14 protein-coding genes are annotated in these 25,820 nt (G+C 64.7%); 4 read left to right on the top strand and 10 right to left on the bottom strand.

Annotated elements, in window-relative coordinates:
* Positions 1–17: 17 nt before the first annotated feature.
* The 3 genes from ACTIFE_RS00860 to ACTIFE_RS00850 form a co-directional block, all read right to left on the bottom strand.
* The gene (locus ACTIFE_RS00860) at positions 18–1,073 is read right to left on the bottom strand and encodes a Bug family tripartite tricarboxylate transporter substrate binding protein (protein WP_439527269.1); all 1,056 of its coding nucleotides are present in this window, start codon (positions 1,071–1,073) and stop codon (positions 18–20) included.
* A 167-nt stretch (positions 1,074–1,240) separates the two neighbouring features.
* Positions 1,241–2,251, bottom strand: coding sequence for a betaine--homocysteine S-methyltransferase (bmt, locus tag ACTIFE_RS00855; protein ID WP_439527268.1), 1,011 nt, complete (start codon positions 2,249–2,251; stop codon positions 1,241–1,243).
* 664 nt (positions 2,252–2,915) lie between these two features.
* Positions 2,916–5,477 (bottom strand): GcvT family protein, encoded by a 2,562-nt coding sequence (locus ACTIFE_RS00850; RefSeq protein WP_439527267.1) that lies wholly within the window; start codon positions 5,475–5,477, stop codon positions 2,916–2,918.
* A gap of 330 nt (positions 5,478–5,807) precedes the next feature.
* Between ACTIFE_RS00850 and ACTIFE_RS00845 the strand changes: the two genes are divergently transcribed.
* The 3 genes from ACTIFE_RS00845 to ACTIFE_RS00835 all read left to right on the top strand — a co-directional run bounded on the left by ACTIFE_RS00845 (position 5,808) and on the right by ACTIFE_RS00835 (position 16,795).
* On the top strand, positions 5,808–7,349 hold the full coding sequence (locus tag ACTIFE_RS00845; RefSeq protein WP_439527266.1) for a trimethylamine methyltransferase family protein: 1,542 nt from the start codon (positions 5,808–5,810) through the stop codon (positions 7,347–7,349).
* A 468-nt stretch (positions 7,350–7,817) separates the two neighbouring features.
* Positions 7,818–15,416 carry an SDR family NAD(P)-dependent oxidoreductase gene (locus ACTIFE_RS00840; protein WP_439527265.1) on the top strand — a complete coding sequence of 2,533 codons (7,599 nt, stop codon included), beginning with the start codon at positions 7,818–7,820 and terminating at the stop codon, positions 15,414–15,416.
* Positions 15,417–15,469: 53 nt separating this feature from the next.
* On the top strand, positions 15,470–16,795 hold the full coding sequence (locus ACTIFE_RS00835) for an aminotransferase class I/II-fold pyridoxal phosphate-dependent enzyme (RefSeq protein WP_439527370.1): 1,326 nt from the start codon (positions 15,470–15,472) through the stop codon (positions 16,793–16,795).
* A 433-nt stretch (positions 16,796–17,228) separates the two neighbouring features.
* Here ACTIFE_RS00835 and ACTIFE_RS00830 read toward each other — a convergent pair whose 3' ends face one another.
* From ACTIFE_RS00830 to ACTIFE_RS00800, 7 genes are all read right to left on the bottom strand, one after another.
* Positions 17,229–18,029 carry an SDR family NAD(P)-dependent oxidoreductase gene (locus ACTIFE_RS00830; protein WP_439527264.1) on the bottom strand — a complete coding sequence of 267 codons (801 nt, stop codon included), beginning with the start codon at positions 18,027–18,029 and terminating at the stop codon, positions 17,229–17,231.
* Between the two features lie 15 nt (positions 18,030–18,044).
* Entirely contained in the window at positions 18,045–19,940 is a 1,896-nt protein-coding gene (locus ACTIFE_RS00825) for a capsular polysaccharide export protein, LipB/KpsS family (RefSeq protein ID WP_439527263.1), read from the bottom strand.
* Positions 19,941–19,987: 47 nt separating this feature from the next.
* Positions 19,988–21,325, bottom strand: a complete 1,338-nt coding sequence (locus tag ACTIFE_RS00820; RefSeq protein WP_439527262.1) for a capsule biosynthesis protein — start codon at positions 21,323–21,325, stop codon at positions 19,988–19,990.
* 97 nt (positions 21,326–21,422) lie between these two features.
* Positions 21,423–21,626, bottom strand: a complete 204-nt coding sequence (locus tag ACTIFE_RS00815) for a DUF6447 family protein (RefSeq protein ID WP_439527261.1) — start codon at positions 21,624–21,626, stop codon at positions 21,423–21,425.
* Positions 21,627–21,727: 101 nt separating this feature from the next.
* On the bottom strand, positions 21,728–22,375 hold the full coding sequence (locus ACTIFE_RS00810; protein WP_439527260.1) for an ABC transporter ATP-binding protein: 648 nt from the start codon (positions 22,373–22,375) through the stop codon (positions 21,728–21,730).
* Positions 22,376–22,384: 9 nt separating this feature from the next.
* Entirely contained in the window at positions 22,385–23,209 is an 825-nt protein-coding gene (locus tag ACTIFE_RS00805) for an ABC transporter permease (protein WP_439527259.1), read from the bottom strand.
* Complete coding sequence (locus ACTIFE_RS00800) at positions 23,206–24,453, bottom strand: capsule biosynthesis protein (RefSeq protein ID WP_439527258.1); 1,248 nt, start codon at positions 24,451–24,453, stop codon at positions 23,206–23,208. Before ACTIFE_RS00800 ends, ACTIFE_RS00805 begins: the two co-directional genes overlap by 4 nt.
* 384 nt (positions 24,454–24,837) lie before the next feature.
* Between ACTIFE_RS00800 and gmd the strand changes: the two genes are divergently transcribed.
* Positions 24,838–25,812, top strand: coding sequence for a GDP-mannose 4,6-dehydratase (gmd, locus tag ACTIFE_RS00795; protein WP_439527257.1), 975 nt, complete (start codon positions 24,838–24,840; stop codon positions 25,810–25,812).
* Positions 25,813–25,820 lie beyond the last annotated feature (8 nt).

Raw genomic sequence — 25,820 nt, 5'->3', positions numbered from 1 at the left:
CCGCCTTGTCTCGGGCCTTACTTTTTCGCCGACTGAGCCAGTTCGAAGAACCAGGCCTTGACGGCATCGGGTTGCTCGACGGCAGTTGCCGCAGCCTTTTCCAGATCCGGGCCTGATGCATAGTTGATCAGGATCTTGCGTTCCTTGGCTTCGGCGAGCAGTTCCGGATCGGCCATCGTCTTGGCGAGGACTTCACGCAGGTAGTCAACCCGGTCCTGCGGCACCTCCGGCGGGAAGCTGACGGACAGGCCGTGAGCCGCCGTTGCCGCCGTTGCCTGCACGGCACCATGCAAGGGATGATCGGCCGGCACCATCTCGGTCACCATCGGCACACCATCAAGTCCTGGCACCGGCGCCAGGCCGAACTGGGCCAGGACCTTCACGGTCCCGTCCTCGACCAGATGCCACTTGTTGGCCATCAGGTTGCCCGGCTCGGCCGTGGTGCTCTGCACCTCGCCCTGCTCCATGGCCAGGAAAGCAGGTCCGCCGCCATTGTAACCTGGGATACGCTTGAAGCGGGTGTCGAGGGTCTGGTTGACCAGCGTCATCATCATGTCGGTCAGGTCGCCCGGATTGAGCACCGCATGGGTCGCTTCGATGGTCTTTGCGTCCTCGATTGTCGTGATGCCGCTGTCAGCCCGCGCCACGAAGACACGCGGCAGATCGACCAGCCGGCCAATCTGGATGAATTCGAGCGGCTTCCACCGCGCTTCCTCGGGATAGGCGAAGGGTACGATGGCAAAGCCAGGTCCCAGCATGCCGAAGTAGGACCCATCGCGCGGGGCGGCGTTGAACAGGTGGTTGGTGCCGAGGATTGTTCCTGCCCCCGGACGATGTTCAAGCACCAGTTCCGCCCCCTCCGGCAGATGCTTGGTCATGTGCTTCATCATCAGCAGCAAGTAGAGATCCATCGTACCACCGGCACCAGTGGTGCTCATGACCCGGATGGTCTTGCCCTTGTAGAATTGCTCCGCATCCTGTGCACTTGCAGAAAACGCAAGCAAGGAAACACCCGCTGCGACTGTCAAGGCAGCGACGGCCTTGCGTGTATATTTTGAAAATTTCCCGATCATGTTGGCTCCTCCCAAACTGTAATCAGCGAAAGGAAGCCTAGACGAATATTCAGATCGGCTTTGAGCGGAGCAGAACTCGGCGTTGACCCAAAGTGACGTCAGCCGCTTTGGTCACTCTGGATCAATTTGCGCCCGGCTGAAACCGGCTGCCACCGCGCCGGTCCCTTTTACCCCCTCCGGCGGCCCCTGCGGCCCTCGCCGCCCCGCCCCTCGCCGGCGTTTTCGTTCGGTGGGGAGTTGAGCGGGCCGATGTCGCGGATGATGTCGTCCAGCGTCGGGCGTGGGCCGGGGGTGTGGCTGTCGAGCGCCTTGCGCATGGCGGCAAGGTGAAGCGGCGAGGTGCCGCAGCAGCCGCCGACGATGCGCGCGCCGGCGTTCAGCGCCATGTGGGCATAGGTTTCCATCAGCTCCGGCGTGCCGGAATAGACCACCTTGTCGCCCTGGATGACCGGAATGCCGCAATTGCCCTTGGCAAGGATGATCGCCTCCGGATTTGCTTCCGACAGCTGCAGGATGGTGGCGAGCAGATCCGAGGCGCCGACGCCGCAGTTTGCACCCACCACTGTCGGCGTGCAGGCGAAGGTCGAGGTGACTTCCGTCAGCGCCTTTGGAGTGAGGCCCATCATGGTGCGGCCGGCGGTGTCGAAACTGGCCGAGATCACCAGCGGCAGGCCGGAGCCCTTGGCCGCCTCCGCCGCTGCCTGCATTTCCTCCGGCGCGGACATGGTCTCGGCCCAGAGAATGTCGACGCCGCCCGCCTTCAGCCCCTCGATCTGCTCGGCAAAGGCCGCAACCGCGCCCTCATAGGTGAGCGCGCCGAGCGGCACCAGAAGTTCGCCCGTGGGGCCGATGGAGCCGGCAATCAGCACCTCGCGCTCCACCTCCTCGGCAACCGCCCGGGCCAGGCGCGCGGCAGCGGCGTTCAGCTCCACCACCCGGTGTTCCACCTTGTGCAGCTTCATCCGGTGGCGGTTGGCGCCGAAGGTGTTGGTGAGGAGGATATCCGCGCCCGCCTCGACAAAGGCCCGGTGCAGCGCCTTGATCTTCTCCGGCTCGTCGACGTTCCACAGCTCCGGCGCATCGCCGGAGGTCAGGCCCATCTGGAACAGGTTGGTGCCGGTCGCGCCATCGGCCAGCAGCACGCCCTTTTCGGCAAGGAGGGTTTCAAGCTTGCTCATGGTCGTCTTTCCGGGGCTGTCTCAGTGTTTGGGGGCGCTCTGGACCAGGCCGCTGTTTGCCCAGCCAGCCGACGCATCACGGGCACTTTGCCCCAGCATCCCTCACCCCCACCCGCCCCTCAAGCCCGATTGCACCGGCAAGTGTCGGGAAAACGGCTTTTGGGTGGGGGCGCTTCAGCATCGCCCCTCGTCGCTCCTGCGCAGGCAGGAGCCCAGTAACCGAGGCGATTGATTGTCTGGCGACAGCCTGAGAAACCCAATTCAGCCCAGTGGGTACTGGGCTCCTGCCTGCGCAGGAGCGACGAGGGGGCTCCCAGCTGGGCCGAGAGCATCTCTCTCCCCCCCAGGGGCGGGCGGGGGGGAGAGGAAGTGAGCGATCCGGCGGGCAAGGAGGCGGATGTGCCCCCGGACCACCACCCACTCCTGTCATCCCCGAGAAGGCGGGGATCCAGTATCCCCTGTCTTCACCATCCCCCGCCGCGCTTACTGGATCCCGGTCTTGCCGCCATGCGGCAAACCGGGACGACACCCGAGGACTGGACGCAGCTCGTTCGCCTCATGCCCCTCACCCTGGTGAAGTGGTGTGAGGGGCGCCCGGGGGCCGTGTTCAGACCTGCGCCCCCCGCCACAAGACAGGCAAGGGCCGTGAGCCACCAACGCACTATCAGCTGCGCGGCTTCAGGTTCTCCGGGTCATACAGCGGCTTGTAGCCCACGGCGGCGACCTCGACGGGGAAGCTCTCGTTGAAATATTCAACGGTCAGCTTGCGGCCAACTTGCGCATAGGCTGCGGGCAGGTAGGCCAGCGCGATGTTCTTGCCGATGGTCGGGCCAAAGGCGACGGAGGTGGTGTAGGAGCGGCGGCCGAGGCTGTCGACGAGGACCGCGCCGGTGGCCGGGTCCACCACCGGCATGGAGCCGACGGGGTAGCGGGCGACGCCCGAGGCATCGATATTGCCGGTGATCACCAGCGTGCAGAGCATGGCCGGCTGCCTGTCGCGCGCCTTGTACTCCAGGTGCCTGGCCTTGCCGCGGAAGTCGGCCTCCTTGACCTTCGGACGGGCAAGATCGGCCTCGATCAGGTTGTACTGGGTGAGGAGATCGGCGTTCTGCAGCCGCAGGCTCTTTTCCATGCGGCGGGAGTTGGCGTAGGTCTCGACGCCGAAGGCCATGATGCCGGCGGCCTGCAGCGCGTCCCAGACGGCAAGGCCATCCTCGTATTTCATGTGCAGTTCCCAGCCCTGCTCGCCGACATAGGAGATGCGGAAGGCGGAGACGGTCTTGCCGGCGATCTGGATCGGCTTGATGGCAGCAAAGGCGAAGGCCTCCGGGTCGAGCCCGGCCGGGTCGGCCACCACCTGCTTCAGCTTGGCGCGGGCGTTGGGGCCCCAGACGCCGATGGTGACATAGGCTTCCGAGACATCGGTGACGGTGACGTTGAAGCCCTTGTCCTCGGCGGTGCGCTTCACGTAGTGGAAATCGCGCGGACCGGCGTCGGCGCCGTCGATGATGCGGCAGCGGTCACCTAAGCGGATCACGGTGAGGTCGGCGCGGACCATGCCCTCGTCATCGAGGAAATGGGTGTAGATGCCCTTGCCGATGTTGGCATCGCCGCCGATCTTGGCCGCGCAAAGCCATTCCATCAGCTCCACATGGTCCGGCCCTTCCACGTCGAAGATGTAGAAGTGGCTGAGATTGACCATGCCGCAGTCCTCGCTCATGGCGAGATGCTCGGCGTTGGAGACGCGCCAGAAGTGGCGGTTGTCCCATTCGTTGGCGCGCACCGGCACGCGGTCGCCATATTTCTCCAGAAGGTGCTCGTTGGCCTTGTAGCCATGGGCGCGTTCCCAGCCGCCCAGCTCCATGAAATAGCCGCCCAGCGCCACTTCGCGATCATAGAAGGGCGAGCGCTTGGCACCGCGACCCGAGACATAGGGCTCGCGGGTGTGGACGGCGGGATAGTAGATCTTCTGGGCGGCCTCGTGAGCGCGTCCCTCGATGAATTTCTCCGTCAGCTGATGCTTGTAGAAGCGCGAATAGTCGATGGAATTGTGGTCGATGTCGGTGCGCCCGTCGGTGATCCAGTCGGCGATGAGTTTGCCGTAGCCCGGGCCGTCCTTGACCCAGATGGCGACGCAGTACCACAGCCCCCTCACCTTCTGGCTCTCGCCGCAGGACGGGCCGCCGGCGGCGGAGACCTGCAACAGGCCGTTGAAGGAGTGGCTCTCGTTGTAGCCCAGTTCGGCCAGCACCGGCGTCAGCTCCATGGCGCGCTCCAGCGGGACTATCACCTGCTCCAGCTCAAGGTCGCGCTGCGACGGCGACAGGCGGGCCTGATGCTTTTCCAGAAGGTCGCGCGGGTGGCACATGCGCGGGTTGTCGGTCTCGTAGTAGCCCCACTCGATCTGGCCGCCCTCGGTGGTCTTCGGGTCGCCGGTGTCGCGCATATAGGCAGAGTTGCCCTGGTCGCGCAGCAGCGGGTAGCCGATTTCCTTGCCCGTGCCCTCGAACTCGTTGAACGGGCCGAAGAAGGTCAGCGGATGGTCGACCGGCATGACCGGCAGGTCCTCGCCCACCATCTCGGCAATCAACCGGCCCCAAAGCCCGGCGCAGACGATGACATGGTCGGCCATGATCGTTCCACGATGGGTGACGACGCCCTTGATGCGGCCGCCCTCGACGATCAGCGACTGGGCCGGGGTGTTGGCGAAGACCTTGAGCTTGCCGCTTGCTTCGCCCTGGTCGACGAGCTTGCCGGCCACGGTCTGCGACCGCGGCACGACGAGGCCGGCGTCGGGATCGAACAGGCCGCCCATCACCTCACCCTCCTCAATGAGGGGGAACAGTGACTTGATCTCGGACGGGGAGACGTAATGGGCTCTCGTGCCAAAGGCGCGGGCGGAGGAGAGCTTGCGCTTGACCTCTTCCATCCAGCTGTCATGGCCCTTGCGCACGACCTCCAGACCGCCGATGCGGGCATAGTGGCCCATCTTCTCGAAGAAATCGATGGAGTATTGCGTCGTCCAGACCGACAGGTAGTCGTGGCTGGTGGTGTAGCAGAAGTCGGAGGCGTGGGCGGTGGAGCCGATGTCGGTGGGGATGCCGGACTTGTCGATGCCGACGATGTCGTCCCAGCCGCGCTCGATCAGGTGATGGGCCACCGAGGCGCCGACGATGCCGCCGAGGCCGATGATGACGATCTTTGCCTTCTCGGGAAATGCAGACATTTCGTATCCCTTTTCACTCGCGACCTCGCGCCGGCGCAGCGTCCGGCAGCGAAAGCCCGCGTCCGGCAGGAGGGGCGGCGCGGGTGCCAAATCCATGAGCGGCAGTATCGGGTGCGACCCGGCGGGCAATTGGCCTAATTGCGTCATGGCAGCATCACGCCGGCGACACGCCGTGTCGTTTTCCAGCAAGCGCTGCAGCACATGATCCGGCTGGGTGGATGCCGCAAATAGAGTAGCCTGAGACGGTTCCTTGACGGGCTTTTGCTGCGGCCTGGCCGACAGTGAGAGCGACGTTGAAAGCAACGCAGGATCTTTTCCGGGAGCTACCCCATGTCTGATGTCGCAGTATCTGCCGGCCGCCGGGGGCGCAGCGCGCGCCGTGAAGCCCGTGCAAGCGGTGCGGGCGGGCTTGGCCTGCCCTATATCACCCGCGGCATTCCGATCTATGACGTGCTGTCGGATGAAGGCGCGGCGCAGATCGAGGCTCAGGCCGATGTGATCCTGCAGGAGATCGGCATCGAGTTCCGCGACGATCCGGAGACGATCGCGATCTGGAAGGAGGCCGGGGCCGATATCCAGGGCGAGCGGGTTCGCTTTTCCAAAGGGATGCTGCAGCAGATCGTCAAGACCGCGCCGTCGCAGTTCGTCCAGCACGCGCGCAATCCGGCGCGCAACGTGGTCATCGGCGGCAACAACCTGGTCTTCGCCCCGGTCTATGGCCCCCCGTTCGTCACAGACCTCGACAAGGGCCGCCGCTATGGCACCATTGAGGACTTCCGCAATTTCGTGAAGCTGTCCTACCTGTCGCCCTACATGCACCATTCGGGCGGTACGGTGTGCGAACCGGTCGACCTGCCGGTGAACAAGCGCCATTTCGACATGGTCTATGCGCACATGAAATGGTCGGACAAGCCGTTCATGGGCTCGGTCACCCATCCGGAACGGGCGGAAGATTCGGTCAAGATGGCGCAGATCCTGTTCGGCGAGGAGTTCGTCGACCAGAACTGCGTCATGATCCAGCTGATCAACGCCAACTCGCCGCTGGTCTTCGATGCCACCATGCTCGGTGCGCTGAAGGTCTATGCCAAGGCAAACCAGGCCTGCATCGTCTCGCCCTTCATCCTCGCCGGTGCCATGAGCCCGGTGACGGTCGCTGGCACGCTGGCGCAGGTGCTGGCGGAGGCGCTGGCCGGCTGCGCGCTGACGCAGCTCATTCGCCCGGGTGCACCGGTGGTGTTCGGCGCCTTCGTGTCGTCGATCTCGATGCAGTCCGGCGCCCCCACCTTCGGCAGCCCGGAAGGCACGCTGCTGCTCAACGGAGCGTCCAAGCTGGCGCGGCGGCTGAACCTGCCCTTCCGCTCGGGCGGATCCTTCACATCGTCGAAGGTACCGGATGCGCAATCGGCACAGGAGTCGGCCCAGACGATTGCGGCGACCGTGGTGTCGGGCGTCAACTTCTGCCTCCACGCCGCCGGCTGGCTGGAGGGCGGGCTGTGCTCGTCCTATGAGAAATTCGTCATGGACGCCGACCAGCTCGGCATGATGCATGTGCTGGCCAAGGGCATTGATCTCTCGGAAGAAGGCATGGCGATGGACGCCCTGCGCGAAGTCGGTCCCGGCGGCCACTTCCTTGGCGCGAACCACACCCAGCGCAATTTCGAGAGCGCGTTCTACCGCTCGCAGGTGGCTGACAACAATTCCTATGAGCAATGGCTCGCCGATGGCGAACTGGATGCGGCCCGGCGCGCCAATGCGATCTGGAAGAAGATGCTGGCCGACTACGACGCCCCGGCCCTCGACCCGGCCATCGACGAGGCGCTGATTGCCTTCATGGCCCAGCGCAAGGCCTCGTTCCCGGACAGCAACATCTGATCCAACCTGCATCTCACAGACCGGCCGGAAGACGCGATGACCACATCACGTCTTCCGGCCGTTGCATTTGCGAGGGAACCGACGGTGGACCAGCCCCTTAGCCGGGAGTAAACGCGCATGCTTTCCGCTTTCGCCTTGCGTGCGTCATCTTGCCCTTGTATCCCGCAGGCTGAGCTGTCGTGTCTGATGCACAGCCAGGATCGCAGACGCCTGTCATGCGAGGACTGGTTGTTGTCATCAGGTCGGCAAATAGCGTAGATGTTTTCGGATAGTGAGCTGCGGGTCCACTCGGGGAGATCCACCTCTAATCTGACAGATCGAGACGAGGACCTATGCCGGCCCAGTTCGTAACCAATGAGAGATTTGCGTCTTCGCGCCAGTCGACAGTGATATTGCCAGTCCCGCTCCAATGAAGCAGGCGCAGAACTGAACGACCCAGCAAGACGGTAGGACGCACAGGCTTTTCGAATGGCTTCTATTAAGAGCAACATTGAGATCATTGGTTATGCGAGCCGCCTTCCCGGCGCTGCCGATACACACGAATTCTGGGATCTTCTGAAAGAAGGCCGCTGTTCTGTTACCAGCGTGTCAAATGACCGTTGGCCTCTGGCCCGATTCGGCCATCCGGACCGAGCTGCCGCCGGCAAGGCCTACACCTGGGCTGCCGGTCAGCTGGATGACGTCTGGGGCTTTGATCCGTCGTTCTTCGGCATTTCGCCGCGCGAAGCGCTGCAGATGGATCCGCAGCAGCGCATCCTGTTGCAGCTGGTCTGGGAAGCGCTGGAACAGGCCGGCCTGCCGCCGAGCGCTCTGGCCGGCACCTCGACGGGCGTCTATGTCGGGGCGTCCTCGCTCGACTACCACCATCGCTTCGTGATCGATCCGCCCAACGCCGACATGCAGTTCATGACCGGCAACACGCTGTCGATCGTCTCGAACCGCATTTCCTACATCTATGACCTGCGTGGCCCGTCCTTCACCGTCGATACCGCCTGTTCGTCCTCGCTTGTCGCCCTGCACGAAGCGATCTCGGCGCTCGAAAGCGGCCAGATCGACACCGCCATTGTCTGCGGCGTCAGCATGCTGCTGAGCCCGTTCTCCTTCGTCGGCTTCTCCCGCGCCTCGATGCTGTCGCCCACCGGGCTTTGCCAGGCGTTTGACGCCAATGGTGACGGTTACGTGCGTTCGGAAGGCGGCGTCGTCCTTGTTCTGCAGTCCTCGCGCGTTGCCCGGGCCAATGGCACGCGGGTGCATGGCCGCATCCTTGCGACGGGCATCAATGCGGATGGCCGCACGGTTGGCCTGTCCCTGCCCTCGGCCTATGCCCAGGCGGCCCTGCTTGCCGAAATGTATGGCACGGATGGTGTCGATCCGAAGGCGCTTGCCTTTGTCGAGGCGCATGGTACGGGAACCCGGGTCGGCGATCCGGCAGAGGCCGAAGCGCTTGGCAAGGTCATTGGCCAGAAGCGCGACGAGGTGCTGCATATCGGCTCGGTGAAGACCAACGTCGGCCATCTGGAGCCGGTGTCGGGTCTGGTCGGCCTGCTGAAGTCGCTGCTGGCGCTCAAGCACAACGAACTGCCGCGCTCCCTGCATTTCAACACACCGAACCCGGACATCGCCTTCGAGGAACTGAACCTCAAGGTCGCCAGTGAGCCGGTGGCCCTGAAGGTGTCAGACAAGCCGCGCCTTGCCGGCATCAACTCCTTCGGCTTCGGCGGCACAAATGCTCACGTGGTGATTTGCGACGGCGACAGGGATGAGACCCAGGCACAAGCCGACATGCCGCGCATGGACACGCCGCTGGTGCTGAGCGCCCGTGGCAAGGCCGCCCTCGCGCAGCTTGCCCGCCGTTATCACGATGCGCTTGACGGGGCATCCGACGCCAAGGCGGCGCATATTGCAGCGTCAGCGGCCTACACCCGCGACCTGCTCGGTGACCGGCTGGTCGTCCTCGGCGGCTCGGCGGCTGAACGCCGGCAGGTGCTGGAGACCTTCCTGGCTGACGAGCGCTGCCCGAACCTCGTTCAGGGCAGCACCGTCAAAAGCGAGCAGAAAGTTGCCTTCGTCTTTTCCGGCAATGGCTCGCAATGGGCAGGAATGGGCCGGGATGCCTATCAGAAGGATCCTGAGTTCCAGCAGGCTTTCGAACGGGTCGACCGCAAGTTCATGGGGCTTGGCGGCTGGTCGCTGCTGACCACGCTGTTCTCCGAGGATCTCGAGAACGAAATCGAACGGACGGAGATTGCCCAGCCGCTGCTGTTTGCCGTCCAGGTCGCCCTTGTCGAGGCGCTGGCCAAGCGGGGAGTATACCCGAGCGCCGTTGCCGGGCACAGCGTCGGTGAAGTGGCTGCCGCCTGGTGTTCCGGTGCGCTGACGCTGGAACAGGCCGTGAAGGTGATCCACGCCCGCTCGACCCGGCAGGAAGTCATCCGGGATCTGGGCACCATGGCTGCCCTGCTGCTGTCCGCCGAAGAGGCGCAGGCCGCCATCGACGAGGCCGCGTTCCCGCGCATCGAGCTTGCCGCGATCAACTCGCCGCGCAGCGTGACCATCTCCGGTCCGGTCGAGAGCCTCGACGCCTTCGGCAAATACGCCCGCAAGAAGCGTTGGGCGATGAAGAAGCTCAACCTCGCCTATCCGTTCCACTGTGCCCTGGTGGAGCCGATCCGCGAACCGCTGCTGGCAGCGCTCGACGGCGTGTCACCGCGTCCCTCGACGATCCCGTTCTATTCCACCGTCGAACCGGACACGCGCGACGTGGCGCTGGACCCGGACTACTGGTGGCGCAATGTGCGCCAGCCGGTGCTGTTCTCTGCGGCTATCGAAGCCATGGCGGCCGACGGCATCTCGGTGTTTCTCGAAATCGGCCCGCGGCCGGTGCTCGGCACCTACATGACCGACGTGCTGCGCGAAGGCGGTCAGCGCGCGGATGTGCTGTCCAGCCTCGACATGCCCGCACGCAATGGCGAAACGCCCCGCAACCCGGTCGAACACGCAGCTGCCGGCGTTCTGGCCCATGGCGGCAACATCGATCTCGGCAGTTTCTTTGGAGAGGCCCCGGTACAGCCGGAGGCCCTGCCGAACTATCCTTGGCAGAATGTCCCGTTCAAGCCGGAGGCGACGGCCGAAAGCGTCGACTACATGTTCGGCAAGAGCTGGCCGCTGCTCGGCTACCGCCTGCGCCAGGATGTCAGCGCATGGTTCAACCATGTTGATCCGGCCTTGTTGCCATGGCTTGCCGATCACAAGGTGGAAGAGTCCATCGTGTTCCCGGCCGCCGGCTACACGGAAATGGCCCTGCGCGCCGCCTTGCGCTGGACCGGCGCCGACGAGATCGAGCTGCGCGATTTCGACATCCTGCGCCCGCTGGTGTTCGATGGCGCCGAGACCTTCGAGACCCAGGTCCGCATCTCGTCCGACGACCATGTCGTTGAAGTGATGTCACGGCCGCGCCTGGCCGGGTCCGAGTGGGCCCTCAATGCGCGTGGCCACTATGTGTCTGCCGTCCGCAAGGACCAGACACCGGTTCTGAAGACCGGCAGCGAAACGCTTGTCACCCTCGACCATGCCGCGCTCTATGAGGTCACCCGCGCCTTTGGCCTGCGCTATGGCCCGGCCTTCCAACGTGCGGCAACCGTTGTCACGCATGATGCGACGACCGCAACAGTCACCCTGAAGCCGCAGATCGAGACTGTGGCGGACGAACGGTTCGCACTCTGCCCGACGCTGCTCGATGCTGGTTTCCATGGCCTGTTCGCGCTGTTGAACGGGGTCAAGGAGATCCCAGCGCAGACCAGCTTCCTGCCGATCCGTTTCGGCGCCCTGCGCCTGCTCGCCCCGGAAGCTGTTCCCGCCAGCGTCTCGATCAAGGTGACGCGCGCGTCCCCCCGGTCGATCGAGGCAAGCTTCGAGTATCTGGACGCCGAGGGCAGTGTTGTCGCCCGCCTGTCCCAGGCCCGGTTCCGCGCCGTCCGCCTTGGCCGCGAAACCCGCCAGGACGACCTCGCCTACCGTACCTTTGCAACCCTGTTGCCGGACCCGGCACGGGTGGCTCCCATTTCCGGTGTGATGCCGGACGGCTTTGCCGCTTTCGCCCGCGCGGCCGGTATCGCCAGCACCGATGACTTCGAGCCGGGCGAAACCCTGCTGCTGGTCGAGGCCATGGGACGGACAATTGCCCATGAAACGCTCTGGCGGATGGCCGGTGGTGCGAACTTCAATGTCGATGCGCTGGTCGCCAGCGGCGGGATCGCCGCAAGCGCTCTGCCGCTCGTCCACGCCCTGCTCGGCTGGTTGATCGACAGCGGTCTTGCCGAGGACGCTGGCGACTACACCGTCCTGAGCGATCCGGCCGAGGGGCCTGAAACGGCGGACCTCCTCAAGACCCTTGCGCTCGAGGCATCCGGGCATATCGCGGAAGCTTCGCTGCTGTCGCGCCTGCATGAGGGTCTGGAAGGGCTGCTGGCGTGCGGTCTGGCGGACAAGGCCTCCGGCTGGTTCGCCTCCGGCCTTTACGAAGCCTATCAGACCTCGTCGCCGGCAGCCCTTGCCCGCAACAACAGCCTGCGTCACCTGGCCGAGAGGATCATTGCCGGCTGGCCGCAGGACCAGGCCTTGCGGCTTCTCGTGCTCGGTGCCGACAGCCCGGAACTGCTGCTGGCCCTCGACCGGGCCTCAGACCCGCGCCGTGCATCGGTGACTGTCACCGATCCTGTCTCCACCCTGCTTGGCCGCGCCGAACGCCAGTGGACCGGCTCGAACAACCTGCAGTTCGTCGCCTTTGACGACGCCGAAGCGCTGACAGCCGCCGGCCCGTTCGACATCATCCTGTCAGGTGGCAGCCTGACCGACCGCAGCGCCGATGACATTGCCGCGGTTGCAAGACATCTGGCACGCGGTGGCCTGCTGTTCAGCGCCGAGTTCGTGCCCTCACCGCTGACAGACCTCTTGCGCGGCATTGGTTCCGACTGGTGGCGCGAGACGGCCCTTGCCAGCTTCCCGATCTCGCGCCAGCGTGGCGCCGAGGAATGGCGCAGTGTGCTGGAAGGCTTCGGCCTCGAAGCCATTGAGACTGCGGCCCTTGCCAGCGATGTGGCCGAAGCGACCCTGATTGCCGCCCGCGCGCCGCAGACAATCGAGACCGCCACGGCCGATGCTGCACAAGATGGCGAGGCGACGGCTGAACTGCTGGTCATCTGCGATGCCGATGGCGACAGCCGCAAGCTGGCAGAGGCCCTGATCTCCACCCTTGCCCCGCGCGGGCTGAAGGTGACGATCGCCGTTGCTGATGCACCGGTGGATGCGCCGGCGATCGACGGGCTGGTCAGCCTGTCGCTTGACGCCGGCAATGCGGACACCGCAGCGCTGCTGAAGCGTGCAAGTGCTGGCATCGTCCATCTGGCTGGCGCATTTGCCCCGGCAGGGGATGCATTGTCTGTCGTCGATGGCCGCACCTGGCACTTAACGCGCCTGCTCAACAGCATCGGTTTTGCCGATACCCGCCTTTGGATCGTGGCTCCAGGCGGCATGCAGGATATCGCCGGCGGCCCGGCCCATCGCCCCGATCAGGCCGCTGTCTGGGCCTATGGCCGTGTGGCGATGAACGAGTTTGCCAATGCCGGCATCCGTCTCATCGACCTGTCGCCGACGCTGGAACCCGGCGTCGCGGCCGTGCGCCTGGCCGACGAGATCCTGAAGTACGGCGACGAGCGTGAGGTCATCATCGATGGCCGCCGCCGCTCCGGCCTCAGGATCGTCCAGGGCGGGCTGTTCTCCGACAGCGCTGTTTCACCCGACGCCAGTCCGGCCATGCGGCTCGACATCCTGCGCCAGGGCTCGCTCGACCAGCTGTCCTGGCATGCGGTCGACCGGAAGATCCCGGAGGGCAACGAGATCGAGATCGCGGTCGAGGCCAGCGGCCTCAATTTTCGCGATGTGATGTGGGCGCTTGGCCTTCTGCCGGAAGAAGCGCTGGAAGACGGCTTTGCCGGTCCGACGCTCGGCATGGAATGCTGCGGTATCGTGCTGGCGACCGGTCCGGATGCCACCCGGTTCCGGCCTGGCGACCGGGTCATCACCTTTGCGCCGGCCTGCTTTGCCTCGCATGTCACCGTGTCGGAAGACGCCTGTGCGCCGATGCCCTCCACGGTCTCGGCGGAAGAGGCTGCGACCATTCCGGTCACGTTCCTGACCGCCTATTACGCCCTGGTGCATCTGGCCCGCCTGTCGGAAGGCGAGACGGTGCTGATCCATGGCGGCGCCGGTGGTGTCGGACTTGCGGCGCTGCAGATCGCCAAGTGGCGCGGCGCGCGCGTCATCACCACCGCAGGCTCTGAGGAGAAGCGCAGCTTCCTGCGCCTGCTTGGCGCCGATCTGGTGCTGGATTCGCGCAGCCTTGCCTTCGTCGACGAGGTCATGACCGCGACCGACGGAGAAGGCGTGGATGTCGTCCTCAACTCGCTGTTCGGCGAGGCGATGGAGCGTTCCATCGAAGTGTTGCGTCCGTTCGGCCGCTTCCTGGAACTGGGCAAGCGCGACTATTACGGCAACACCCGCATCGGTCTGCGCCCGTTCCGCCAGAACCTGACCTACTTTGGCATCGATGCCGACCAGTTGCTGACCCGTCAGCCGAAACTGGCCAAGGAGCTGTTCGTCGAACTGGTGCGCCTGTTCGAGGCCGGCACGCTGGCCCCGCTCCCTTACCGCGTCTTCGAGGCCGATGGCGTCGTCGAGGCGTTCCGCCTGATGCAGCAGGCCGGCCATATCGGCAAGATCATCCTGCGGCCGCCGCACGTGCCGGCCGATGTGCGCCGCAGCCATGACTTCGCACTGCGTGCAGATGCGACCTACGTGATCGGAGGTGGCTTTGGTGGCTTCGGCACCGAACTGCTGCGCCGCATGGCTGACCTGGGCGCCCGAAATCTGGTGGTTCTCAGCCGGCGTGGCGGCACGACCGAGGAAGCTGCTGCGGTGATCGCAGAACTGGCAGCACGCGGTGTCACGGTCGAGGCTCCGGCTTGCGACCTCACCGATGAAGCCGGCGTTGCTGCGGTGCTTGCCTCTGCACGGGCGAAACTGCCGCCGATCCGCGGCGTGTTCCACACCGCCATGGTGCTGAACGACGTGCTGATCTCCAACCTCGACCACGACGGCCTGACCCGCGTGCTGGCACCGAAAGTGCGCGGCGCAGAGTTGTTGGACCGGTTGACGGCAAACGATCCGCTGGAGCATTTCGTGCTCTATTCATCAGCCACGACGCTCGTCGGCAATCCGGGCCAGGCGAACTACGTGGCCGCTAACGGCTATCTGGAAGCACTGGCCCGCAAGCGCCGCGCTGCCGGCAAGCCGGGACTGGCTGTTGCCTGGGGTGCGATTTCCGATGCCGGCTATCTCGCCCGCAACCAGGAGGTCAACGACCTGCTGTCGCGCAAGCTTGGCCGCCATGCGCTGTCGGCGCGCGAAGCCCTTGACGGGCTCGTCGCGCTGATGGGCGAACCACAAACCGATCTGGAGACGGCTGCTGTCGGCTTTGCCCGCATCGACTGGCAAGCCGCCCGCCGCGACCTGGCCCTGCTGTCGACCCCGCTCGTCGATCTCCTGGGCCTTGGCTCGGCGGAAGACGGTGCGTCCGTGGAAGGGGCGATTGACCTCAACGTGCTGCTGAAGGGCATGGACAAGGTCAAGGCCGTCACCACCGTGTGCGGCCTTCTGGCCGGGGAGATCGGCAAGATCCTGCGCATTGCGCCGGAGGAAATCGACCCGCACAAGCCCCTGTCTGATGTCGGCATGGATTCGCTGATGGCGCTGGAGCTGCGCATGAGCGCCGAACGCCAGCTTGGCATCGACATTCCGCTGATGTCGCTGGCCAATGGCGCGACGCTGATCGACCTGGCCACCCGCGTCGTCAACCGGGTGCTCGGTGGCGAGGGCGACAACGGCGCTTCTGCCGAGGCGCAGCAACTGGCCAGCCAGCACGTGTCGGAAGATCTTGCCGACGCTGGCGACCTTGCCGATATCGCCGAGCAGGTCGAAGCCAAGAGCCGCGAAATGAGGTCCCTGCTATGACGAACAAGCGCCCGAGCCTTGGCGGCATCGCCGGCGGTGATCGTGACAAGCTGATGGACAGCGTCCGGGCTGGCCGGCGCGCCGGCCGTGACCGCCGGCCGGCTTCACTTGCCTGCGAACCGCAGGTCAAGCGCAAGTCTTTCGACTTCACCGACCTGCCGCAGGTGCGCCAGTTGCAGATGCAGCGCGCCGCTGCCGAGATGATGGGGATCGGCAATCCGTTCTTCCGCGCCCATGATGGCCTTGCGGCAGGCACCACTGCAATCGACGGGCGCGTCTACGATAATTTCGCCTCCTACAATTACGTCGGCCTCAATGGCCATCCGGAGGTCATCGCGGCGGCGCAGCAAGCCGTTGAGACCTATGGCGTCAGCGTGTCGGCCAGCCGCGTCGTAGCCGGCGAGCGGCCGATCCACAAGCAGCTGGAAGAATCCCTGGCGCACATCCACGGCACAGAAGCCGCCGTGGTGATGGTCAGCGGCCACGCCACCAATGTCACCACCATCGGCCACATGATGAACAAGGGCGACCTGATCCTGACGGATTCGCTCGTCCACAATTCGATTGCCGAAGGGGCGCGCCTGTCCGGGGCGACCCGCATCAACTTCCCGCATGACGACCTGGATGCGCTGGAGCGCCTCCTGGCCGACAACCGGCACAAATACGAGCATGTGCTGATTGTCGTGGAAGGCCTCTACTCGATGGATGGCGACTTCCCGGATCTGAGGCGTGTGGTCAAGCTGAAGCAGGCCTATGATGCCTGGCTGCTGGTCGACGAGGCCCATTCCATCGGCGTGCTGGGTGCCACCGGACGCGGTATCGCCGAGCATTATGGCGTCGACCCGAACGAGGTCGAGATGTGGATGGGGACCCTGTCCAAGACCTTCTCGTCCTGCGGTGGCTATATCGCCGGATCGCGGGTTCTGTGCGACTACCTGAAGGCGACCGCACCCGGCTTCGTCTTCTCCGTCGGTCTCTCCCCGGCCCTGACGGCTGCCGCGATCAAAAGTGCTGAACTGCTGCAGCGCGAGCCCGAGCGTGTGACGCGGCTGCAGGCCAATGGCCAGCATTTCCTGAAAGCCGCCAAAGCGGCCGGTCTCGACACGGGACCCAGTGCCGGCTACTCGGTGGTCCCGATCATCGTCGGCGACAGCATCGGCGCGGTCACCCTCGCCAATCGCCTCTTGGAGCGCGGGGTCAACGCCCTGCCGATCATCTTCCCTGCAGTGGCTGAAAAGGCCGCCCGGCTGCGCTTCTTCATCACCAGCGAGCATACGTTCGAGCAGATCGACCGCGTGGTGGCGATCACCGCCGAAGAACTGGATGGCGTCCGCGCCGGAGGCTCGGCCATGGAGCGGCTGATCAAGGCAACGCGGTAAAGCAGCGAGAGGCTTCCTCCGCTGTATCTGGCTGATTTTGCGCACGATCCCGCGACTGGCTCCCTCTTCGTGTTTGAGGGGAGCCAAGATCGCATATTTAACCGGACGGTTTTCGAGACCTCTCAGCGCCCCTCCCCCTCGTGGGGAGGGGTAAGGGGTGGGGGGCACGGACGGCCGTCCGATCGCAAAACGTGCGAAATAAACCTACTCAGGGACGCAACTACCCTGGATTTGAGTCAGATCCCCCCACCCCCAGCCCCCTCCCCACGAGGGGGAGGGGAGCGGAGAGGCTCCGACAGGGTTAAACTACCTCGGCACAGTCCCTCGCATCGAGCATGTGCCAAACTTCATATGCGATAACCTCCCCTCAAGGGGGGAGAGGGAGGCTGCGGCAAGGGGTTGAGACAAACCAACGCCGGCTCGAATGGATTCCCTACTCCCGCTCGTAGCGCGGATCAGGTTCGATCTCGGCTTCAAAGCCCGTCATGAACAGGTCGGCGAGCTTGGGCGGCAGCAGGCCCTGCAGGTAGATGCCGGTGGCGAGCAGCAGCGGGAAGGCATGGATTGCGGCGCGGCGCTCGATGGCCCGGCGCATGCGGCGGGCGGCGTCCTCGGCGGAGATCTCGAAGGGTTTGGCCCCCTTGTGCCGGGCCGACATGGGCGAGGTGACGAAGCCCGGACACAGGATAGTCACCGACACGCCGAAGGGCTTCAACCAGCCACGCAGGGAATGGCCATAGGCAACCACCGCCGCCTTTGACGCGCTGTAGGAGGGCATGTCCGGCAGGGCACGCAGGCCCGCCAGCGAGGCAACGAGCGCGATCCGGCCCTGCCCCCTGAGGCGCATCGGCTCCACCAGCGCCGTCACCGTATTGATGACCCCGCCGAGATTGATGTCGAATTGCCGGTCGGAGGCTGCATCCGGCTCCCGCGAGCGGTCCGGTCCAAGCCCACCGGTCACGCCGGCATTGGCAATCACCAGATCCACCGGATGGCGTCCGTCGAATTCGGCGAGCGCGGCCCTCAGCGCTGCCCGATCGCGCACATCGATGGCGGCCCATTCTGCCGTCGCCCCCATCGCCTCGACTTCCGACGCAAGCTGCTGGAGCTTCTCTGCATCGCGGGCAATCAGCAGCAGCACCCGGCCAGGCGCCGCATATTCCCTCGCAAGAGCCGTACCGATGCCGCCACTGGCGCCTGTCAGGACAATCGAGGTCGGAGAGAAACGGGCCATGCAGTCCTCTATCGGTTAAAGGCCCAGGCGTCGGCCGAGCCAGGAGAGATGCCGCCAGAAATCCGCAGCGAGCCTGTGGCGCCGGCTCTGGCGCTGCTCGACAAGGCGGGCGATGACATCTTCCGGTCGGCAGGGCAGCAGGCTCACGGGATCGATGCAGCGGGTGTAGACGACCAGTGCCAGATAGACCAGTTCATCAATGTCCCGCGCCCGACCGCGCCGCTCGCAGGCCGTCAGGTCCTCGCTGAGGCCCCAGCCGGCGTAGAACGGCAAGCCATGCGTCGTCACCTTGCGCCCACGCAGCAGCGCCTCGAAGCCGGACAGCGAGGAGAAGGTTTCCACCGAGTCCACCGCCTCGATCAGGTCGACGATATCGGCATCGCGCGCGACATGATCGGCAAGCTGTGCGAGATCCGCCTCGTCGATTTTGCCCTTGCGCAGGCCGGTTTCCACGTCCGGATGCGGCTTGAACACCAGATAGGCGTCCGGATTGCGCTGCCGGGCGAGCCGCAACAGGTCCAGGTTGACGTTGGGCGTGTTGGCGCAGTCGATGGTCGCGGATGTCGACCGGCGCACAGCCGCATCGTCGGCGACCTGGCCAGGCACCAGCACGACCTGCCGATCCTTGGGAAAATCATAGCGGCGTCGTTCGCCGAAATTATATTTGGTGATCCGGGCCGCGACGATAGCATGGCGCAGGGCCGCGCCGCGCGCCTTCTGCGCCTGCGTCACCTCTGCCGTCATCAAGAGATGCTCCAGCGCGCTGGGACGCGAGGGATCATAATAGATGCCGAGGTCATCGACGGCCAGCGAGGCGCCACGCGCCAGCCCGGCGCCCAGACCGACGGAGCGCAGGAAGCCATCCTCGATGCGCAGCAAGGGCACACCGGCCGCCTCTGCCGCAGTTTCGAGCTCCGCCGACGTCTTGCCGGCCCAGGAAATGATGCAACCGCCAGTCTTCTGCGCCCCTTCGAGGGCAGCGCCCTGGTTGCTGCAGAATGTCACCCCGCCCCCGGCGCCGGTGAAAGTGGCGCGGATCGCGGCGTGGTTCCAGCTCTGGGCCCCAAGGCAGAAGGCAGCCTGCGCGTTCTGCTGGTGAACGCTTGCAAGCGTGGCGGCAATATCAAGGCCTTCGGCAAGGCTGACGGCCTGGCGGCGATAAGGCTCGATCCAGGCCAATCCCTCGGCCGCCAAGACGTCGGTCAGCGCGTCCCGGTCCGGTGCCGCCGAGAGGACTGCGGCGACCGACCTGTCCGGCGCTTCTGAAAGAGGAATGCCGGACAGCAGCGCGTAGAGCGCCAGGGCCGCGCTGTCCGTCTCCAGCCGGGTTGCGGCCGCCAGCCAGGGCTGCGGGCTTCCTGGCTGGGGTGCTGCACGCAGCAGGCGCGCACTGGTGTCGCTGCAAGGCGCAAAAGCGCCATTGCCGCTGGCGACAAGCCGGAACTCACCGTCATCGGGCGGCAAGTCCGCCTGTGGCTGGCGCAATTCCAGCTTGAATCGGTCGAGACCGGGCAATTCCAGCGGCCCGTGCCGGTACCAGGGGTCGGGCCAGGCGCTGCGCCAGGCGGCAAGTGCTGCGCCATGGTCTGCGGGCGCCAAGGCCCGCAGCGCGGCCAAAAGCGCTGTTTGCGGCTGTTCTGACAAAAGCACGACGCGGGGCGGCAGGACCAGCAATCCCAGCACATGCGGAAACTGGCTGACGGGCTCGATCCCGAAGGGGCCGGGAAAAGCCAGGGCAAGGCGTGCGCCTGTCGCCAGGGCCTCGGTCCGGGCACGAGCGAAGGCGGCGGCATCAAGGCCGACCACGATCAGGCGCAGACCACTCCGCTTGCCGGCACAGTCCGGATCCAGGGCGCAGGCAGCCAGGGGGCCGGTGCGGCTTTTGGCCAACGCCACCAGATCACCGCGCATGGGCTCGAGCGCCGGATCCGCAACGACCAGTCTGACCGACCGGCGCCTCACAGCGGAACCCCGAGCGCCCGGGCGCGGGCAAGCCGTGGCGGCGGCGTCCTATAGGCCTCGCCGCTGTTGAGCTGCCGGTCAAGAATGCGCCGGGTCATGTTTCGCGCCGCCGCTTCCAGCCCCTCCCGGTTGTGGATGGACCCGCGCACCTGGATATAGGCGGCAATCGCCCGGATGTAGTCGTCGAGAAGTTCAGGGTCCGGCCGCTGCGGCGCGGCCCAGAAGCCGTCGAGCGGTCCGGCATGGGTCAGCCCGCGAATGTCGAAATGGGCCGGGACCAGCGTCTTCACCGGGCAACCGGCCTGCATTGCCTCCAACCCGGCCGTGCTGTTCAGCGTCACCACGCCGGCAGCGCGTTGAAACAGGGGCCCGAGCGTACCACCGTCGAAGAACAGGACCCTGTCCCGCACCCCGTGCCGGTCGGCGATCGCCATTGCCCGCTTCGGCCAGCGTTCAAACCCGGCATCGAGCGGATGGCTCTTGAGCACGAGACGGCTTGCCTCAGGCGCGTTGGCTGCAAAGGAGGCGATGACGGTCTCGATCACCTCGGCAAAGCTGGTGTAGGGCGAGTGGGCACGCAGTTGGAAGTCTCCCTCCAGTTGCAATGGTAGCACGAAGAAGGGCGCATTGCCCGCAAACAACAGCGCCTGTGCGCTGGCGACAACCGTGTTGCGTCGCCCCTTGCCCAGGAGGCGCAGGCCTTGCGCGGGATATTCGACAAGCGGCTGATAGATCGTGTGGCGCTGATAATGCGGATAGGTGAAGCCCGCGAACACGTTGAAAAGATTATAGATCATGTCCGGGATCGCCTCGAGGGCGAAGGAGCCGGGATAGATCGGCTCGAGATCAGCCTCCGGGGCCGCGGCCGCCAGGGCCCGGATCGCATCGGGATCATCGGGGAAGCGGCTTAAAGTGGAGAGGCCGTCGCGCTCAAGGGTCAGATAGCCTGGGCGCAGGTACCCAAGCTCAGTCACCGCGATCTGGATGGAGAGCGGGCTAGCAGCGGCGATGGCTGCCTTGTGGTAGATTCGCTGGTCGCCATGCAACACCAGATCAGTGACGGAGGTCTGGCGCAGATAGTCGTCGATGAAATGCCGAAACGCTTCCGGCTGCCCGCGATACGACAACGCATCGGGCTCGCGCCAGTGCAGCCAGTCGCCAGGGCAAAAATTGATCCGGGACACACGATGCCCCTCCTGCCGCATCAAGGCGCCCATGCGGGCGTAGAGCGGGCAAAGCGGGCCCTGCAGGAACAGGATATGACGAGAGGCAGCCTCCGATCCGGCAGCGCCTGCCGGCGGGTCGGCGAGTTCCAGGTCGGTAGCCCCGAGCATCCCGCTTGTTCCTTCTCCGCCTGCAGCGGCCACGGCCGGATCAGATGCGTCGGCCGGCCCGTCCCTCGCAACGCGGCAAGGGACGGGAGGTTCGGTGTCAGGCCATCTTGTCCAGTTCGGCCTTCAGCGCGTGGCTGTGGATCGTCCGCCAGGTCGTCATGGTCTCGATCTCGTTCTGCGCCATGGCGATCTTGCGATCGACTTCCTGCAGGTTGCGCAGCTGGTTCTGGGCTTCCGAGTTGAGGTCGGAAAGCTTGTAGACCTTGCCATCGATGGTGACGGTATTGTCCGAAGCGCTCATCTGTCTCGTCTTTCTTTTCGTTTCAGGCGTGCGGTCCACCGGACCCACGTAGCCATGCTTTCCGTATAAGGGCGCGGGCGCGACACGTCAAAGCCGAGCGCTCAGAGATTGTTGTAGATGTCGAGAGCGAGGGGGATGTCCTGGAAGAACTTGGATCGGCCCTGATGCAGCACAAGAGCGCCGTTGCAATAGTCATTGAGAATGGCAGCATCATGGGAGACCAGCAGCAGGGCGCGGTCCGCCCGCTTCTCGAAGATCTCTTCCTTGCACTTGCGGTGAAAGCGCTGATCGCCAACGAAGATGACCTCGTCGATGAGGTAGCAATCAAAGTCGATGGCGAGCGACAGTCCGAAGGCAAGCCGTGCCCGCATGCCCGAGGAATAGGTTTTCACAGGCTGGGCCAGATAAGCGCCAAGCTCGGAAAAATATTCTACATAGTCAAAGACGTCCCGGTAGTCCCGGTCATACAGGCGCGCGATGAACTTCATGTTGTCGATGCCGGTCAGGCTGCCCTGGAACCCGCCGCTGAGACCAAGCGGCCAGGACAGGGTCATATCGCAGTGGATCTTGCCCGACGTCGGATATTCAAGCCCGCCAAGAAGGCGGACAAGTGTCGACTTGCCTGCGCCGTTGCGCCCCAGGACGGCAAGCCGCTCGCCCTTGCGCACCTCGAAATTCACCCCGTCCAGCACCCGTTTGGTGCTGTGACCATGCCGATATTCCTTCACAAGATCAACAACACGGATCACGGTGCGCGCTCACTGAAGGTCGACATAGGACCGGGCGTCCTTGAGGAAATAGAGGCCTAGCACGGTGATTACGGCCGATGTGTAAATGGCCACTGGAAGATTGTAGTAGGTGGCAACCGTCGGACCGAAGATCCCGTGACGAATATACTCCACGGCACTGACCTGCGGAATGAGGATGATGTATTCGCGGAAGGGTTCGGGCAGCCAGCTGACCATGTAGAAGGTTCCGGACAGCGGGATCATGATGTAGGATAGCGGGTTCCAGATCTTTTCCACGACTTCCGAGCGCTCGGACAGAGCGCCGATCAGGATGGCCACCGCCACGGAATACCAGGCATAGAGCCCCCAGCCGAACAGGATCGGTCCGAGATCGTGGGGCATCTCGACGAAGCCCCAGATGTAGAAAATGATCCAGGTGATGAAGAAGGCGGCCAGCGTTCCGACCACTTCCACGCCCATGCGCGCCATGTACATGGCAAAAATCGTGACCTGGCGATGATACATCAGTTCCAGGTTGGCCTGCATGCAGCGCAGCGCGCGCATGACGCAGTGACGGTACATCAGCAGCGGCATGTAACCGGACAGCAGGAACGGAACGATCGGCGTCTCGACATGACTGCTCGACTTCGCGATCGACCACATGGCGATGACGCCCAGACAGAACATCACCGGTTCGATGATGATCCACGCGAAGCCGATGTTGTCGCGGCCAAACCGGGTATGGATCTCGCGCATCACGAGCGCACCGATCACCCGGGTCTGGGTTGTGGCCATCGCCCTGGCATTGCTCAGCCAGCCCGGCTGCGGGCCCTCCCGACCCGGCTGTCGGCTCAATGCTTGTGCTCCCGGGCGTTCACATACAGCAGCCAGATGATCGCGTAGCCGAGGAAGAACGTCATGAACACGGTCAGGATGCGCAGAACGCGCTGCGGGAACCGGGCGTAGTCAGGCGCATTCGGTTCGATGATCCGTTCCAGGTAAAGCTGCTTGCGCGCGGCCTCGATACGGGCAGACGACAGGTTTGCCTGGGCTGTCAGAAGCGCTTTGGCGGCGAACTCCTGCTCAAGAACCAGTTGCTCGTATTCGGCATAGGTGCCAACGAGCGATCCGTTCTGGCTGACAAGCTTGGCCTTTTCCTGCTCCAGCTGGGCGACGACCGCATCCAGGCGCTTCTGCAACACCTGGATCTGGACGCTGTTCGGCGTCTGCTCCGTAATCAGCCGCAACTGGGTTTCCAGCTTGGCCTGCTCGCCGGCCATCTCGCCGATCAACTCCAGCGCCGCCTTGGACGCCAGTTCCGGATCAACGATGCCTTCCTTGACCCGGAAGGCCATCATCTTCAGCTGATTGTCCAGCACACGCTGCTCGGCGCTGCGCACTTCGGTACGCGCCAGCGTCAGGCTGTCCTCCCGCGACCGCGTGTTCATCCGGTTGATGAGTTGCTCGGCATTGGTCAAAAGCGCTTCTGCGATGCCCTTTGCATCTTCCGGCGTGAAGGCGCGCACGGTCACGGTCGAAATGCCGGAGGCCGTATCGTGCTTGGGTGTCACGTGACGGCTGAAATGGTCGTACATGCCTTCGAAGGTCGATCCGTCGATCAGGTTCGGATAGGCAGACAGGAAATCGACGAAGTCGCGGCCCATCAGGGTCTTGTAGTCGATAGTCGCCTGGATGTCGCGCAGGGCATCGCGGGAGGCCATATAGTCGAGGACGGAATAGGTTTCCTCCTGGGCCGGGCCAAGGCCGGTCGTCTGCAGCAAGGCCCCCAGTCCGCCGACCTGCGGCTTTTCCGAAGAGCGCACGATGAAACGGGCCTCGGACTCGTACTGATCGGATGCGATGAAGCCGTAATAGATGAAGGCAAAGAACGTCGGCACCATGACCAGCGCGATGAAGGCGCCCCAGCCCCCGATTCGCAGCTGCGATTTCCAGTCCTTGCGCACATGATCAAGCGCTCCGGCGGGCGCCCGCGACAGGCGCTGCAACGGCTTGGCGATGCTGGCCGGGCTGAGCGTCTTGAATCCCGAGGGGGCCTCCGGCTTCACCATGGACGGTTCCTTGAGCTGCTGGTCTGTCATCGCGTTTCTCTGGGCAATCTGGCACAGCGCCGCCTGGCTGCCGCGGCCATTCCTGCCCGTTTTCTGCCTGTTGCCCGGCCCGTTGGGCTGGGTGCCTTTCGCATCCTGCCGGCCGTCGCGGCGTTTCCACCGGGTCTGCCAGCCAGGTCCGCCGGGTTGTCAGGCCCGGCGCCACGATCCGCCATGCGCACAGCCTGCAGGTCACGCGCGGGCTCTCGCCTGCCTTGATGTATCGGTTTGCCGGTCCTCGTTCAAGCACGGCAAGGGCCTGACCAGTGCCGCGTCTGTTGACGCTTGCCTGATGAAGGTTTAATCCGCCGAGGCTTGGGTTTGGTTTTACCGACCCCTCACGGCAAGGCGTTAGATGCGAAGGGTGGCTGTTTGATGGCGAAGACGGCTCTGATCACGGGGGTGACCGGACAGGACGGCGCCTATCTCTCCAAGCTTCTGCTGGAGAAGGGATACAAGGTTTATGGTCTTGTCAGGCGCTCCAGCCATTTCGGCGTCAATGACCACCGGCTGCGCTGGCTCGGCATCGAGCGCGAGGTGGAGTATATCGACGGCAACCTGACCGACCTCTCCTGCCTCATTCGCGCCGTGCGCGGGACAAAGCCGGACGAGGTTTACAATCTCGCGGCCCAGTCGTTCGTCAAGTCCTCCTGGGAACAGCCGATCCTGACCGGCAACGTCACTGGCATCGGTGCCGTCAATGTGCTTGAGGCCGTGCGCATCGAAGCTCCGGAAGCGCGCTTCTACCAGGCGTCCTCGTCCGAGATGTACGGCCTTATCCAGGAGCCGCTGCAGTCCGAGACGACGCCGTTCTATCCGCGCTCGCCCTATGCTGCCGCCAAGCTCTACGCCCACTGGATGACGGTGAACTACCGCGAGAGCTTCGGGATGCACACCACCTCGGGCATCCTGTTCAATCACGAATCGCCGCTGCGCGGCCTGGAGTTCGTGACCCGCAAGGTCACCGATGCCGTTGCCCGCATCAAGCTCGGCACGCTCGACGTGCTGGAGATGGGCAACCTGGACGCCAAGCGCGACTGGGGCCACGCCCGCGACTATGTTGAAGCGATGTGGCTGATGCTGCAGCAGGACAGGCCCGATGACTATGTCGTCGCCACCGGCCGCACCACCACCGTCCGTGACATGATCAACATCGCCTTCGCCCATGTCGGCCTCAATCCGGAAGATTACATCCGCATCAACCCGGCGTTCCTTCGGCCGGCCGAGGTGGATGTGCTGCTGGGTGATGCCAGCAAGGCGCATAAAAATCTCGGCTGGCGTGCGACAACCAGTCTCGAGGACATGATCACCGAGATGGTCGATGCGGACCTTGCCCGCCACAAGGGCTGACATTCGTC

The sequence above is a fragment of the Pannonibacter sp. genome, assembly GCF_051860505.1.
In the GTDB taxonomy this organism is placed as follows: Bacteria; Pseudomonadota; Alphaproteobacteria; order Rhizobiales; family Stappiaceae; genus Pannonibacter.
Note: the sequence above shows the minus strand (reverse complement) of the source record. Positions and strands in the feature narration are given on the sequence as shown.

Bases quoted from the DNA above. Each gene is read 5' to 3' on its own strand.
- ACTIFE_RS00860 (WP_439527269.1), bottom strand. From the start codon at position 1,073: ATGATCGGGAAATTTTCAAAATATACACGCAAGGCCGTCGCTGCCTTG.
- bmt (WP_439527268.1), bottom strand. From the start codon at position 2,251: ATGAGCAAGCTTGAAACCCTCCTTGCCGAAAAGGGCGTGCTGCTGGCC.
- ACTIFE_RS00850 (WP_439527267.1), bottom strand. From the start codon at position 5,477: ATGTCTGCATTTCCCGAGAAGGCAAAGATCGTCATCATCGGCCTCGGC.
- ACTIFE_RS00845 (WP_439527266.1), top strand. From the start codon at position 5,808: ATGTCTGATGTCGCAGTATCTGCCGGCCGCCGGGGGCGCAGCGCGCGC.
- ACTIFE_RS00840 (WP_439527265.1), top strand. From the start codon at position 7,818: ATGGCTTCTATTAAGAGCAACATTGAGATCATTGGTTATGCGAGCCGC.
- ACTIFE_RS00835 (WP_439527370.1), top strand. From the start codon at position 15,470: ATGGACAGCGTCCGGGCTGGCCGGCGCGCCGGCCGTGACCGCCGGCCG.
- ACTIFE_RS00830 (WP_439527264.1), bottom strand. From the start codon at position 18,029: ATGGCCCGTTTCTCTCCGACCTCGATTGTCCTGACAGGCGCCAGTGGC.
- ACTIFE_RS00825 (WP_439527263.1), bottom strand. From the start codon at position 19,940: ATGCGCGGTGATCTGGTGGCGTTGGCCAAAAGCCGCACCGGCCCCCTG.
- ACTIFE_RS00820 (WP_439527262.1), bottom strand. From the start codon at position 21,325: ATGCTCGGGGCTACCGACCTGGAACTCGCCGACCCGCCGGCAGGCGCT.
- ACTIFE_RS00815 (WP_439527261.1), bottom strand. From the start codon at position 21,626: ATGAGCGCTTCGGACAATACCGTCACCATCGATGGCAAGGTCTACAAG.
- ACTIFE_RS00800 (WP_439527258.1), bottom strand. From the start codon at position 24,453: ATGACAGACCAGCAGCTCAAGGAACCGTCCATGGTGAAGCCGGAGGCC.
- gmd (WP_439527257.1), top strand. From the start codon at position 24,838: ATGGCGAAGACGGCTCTGATCACGGGGGTGACCGGACAGGACGGCGCC.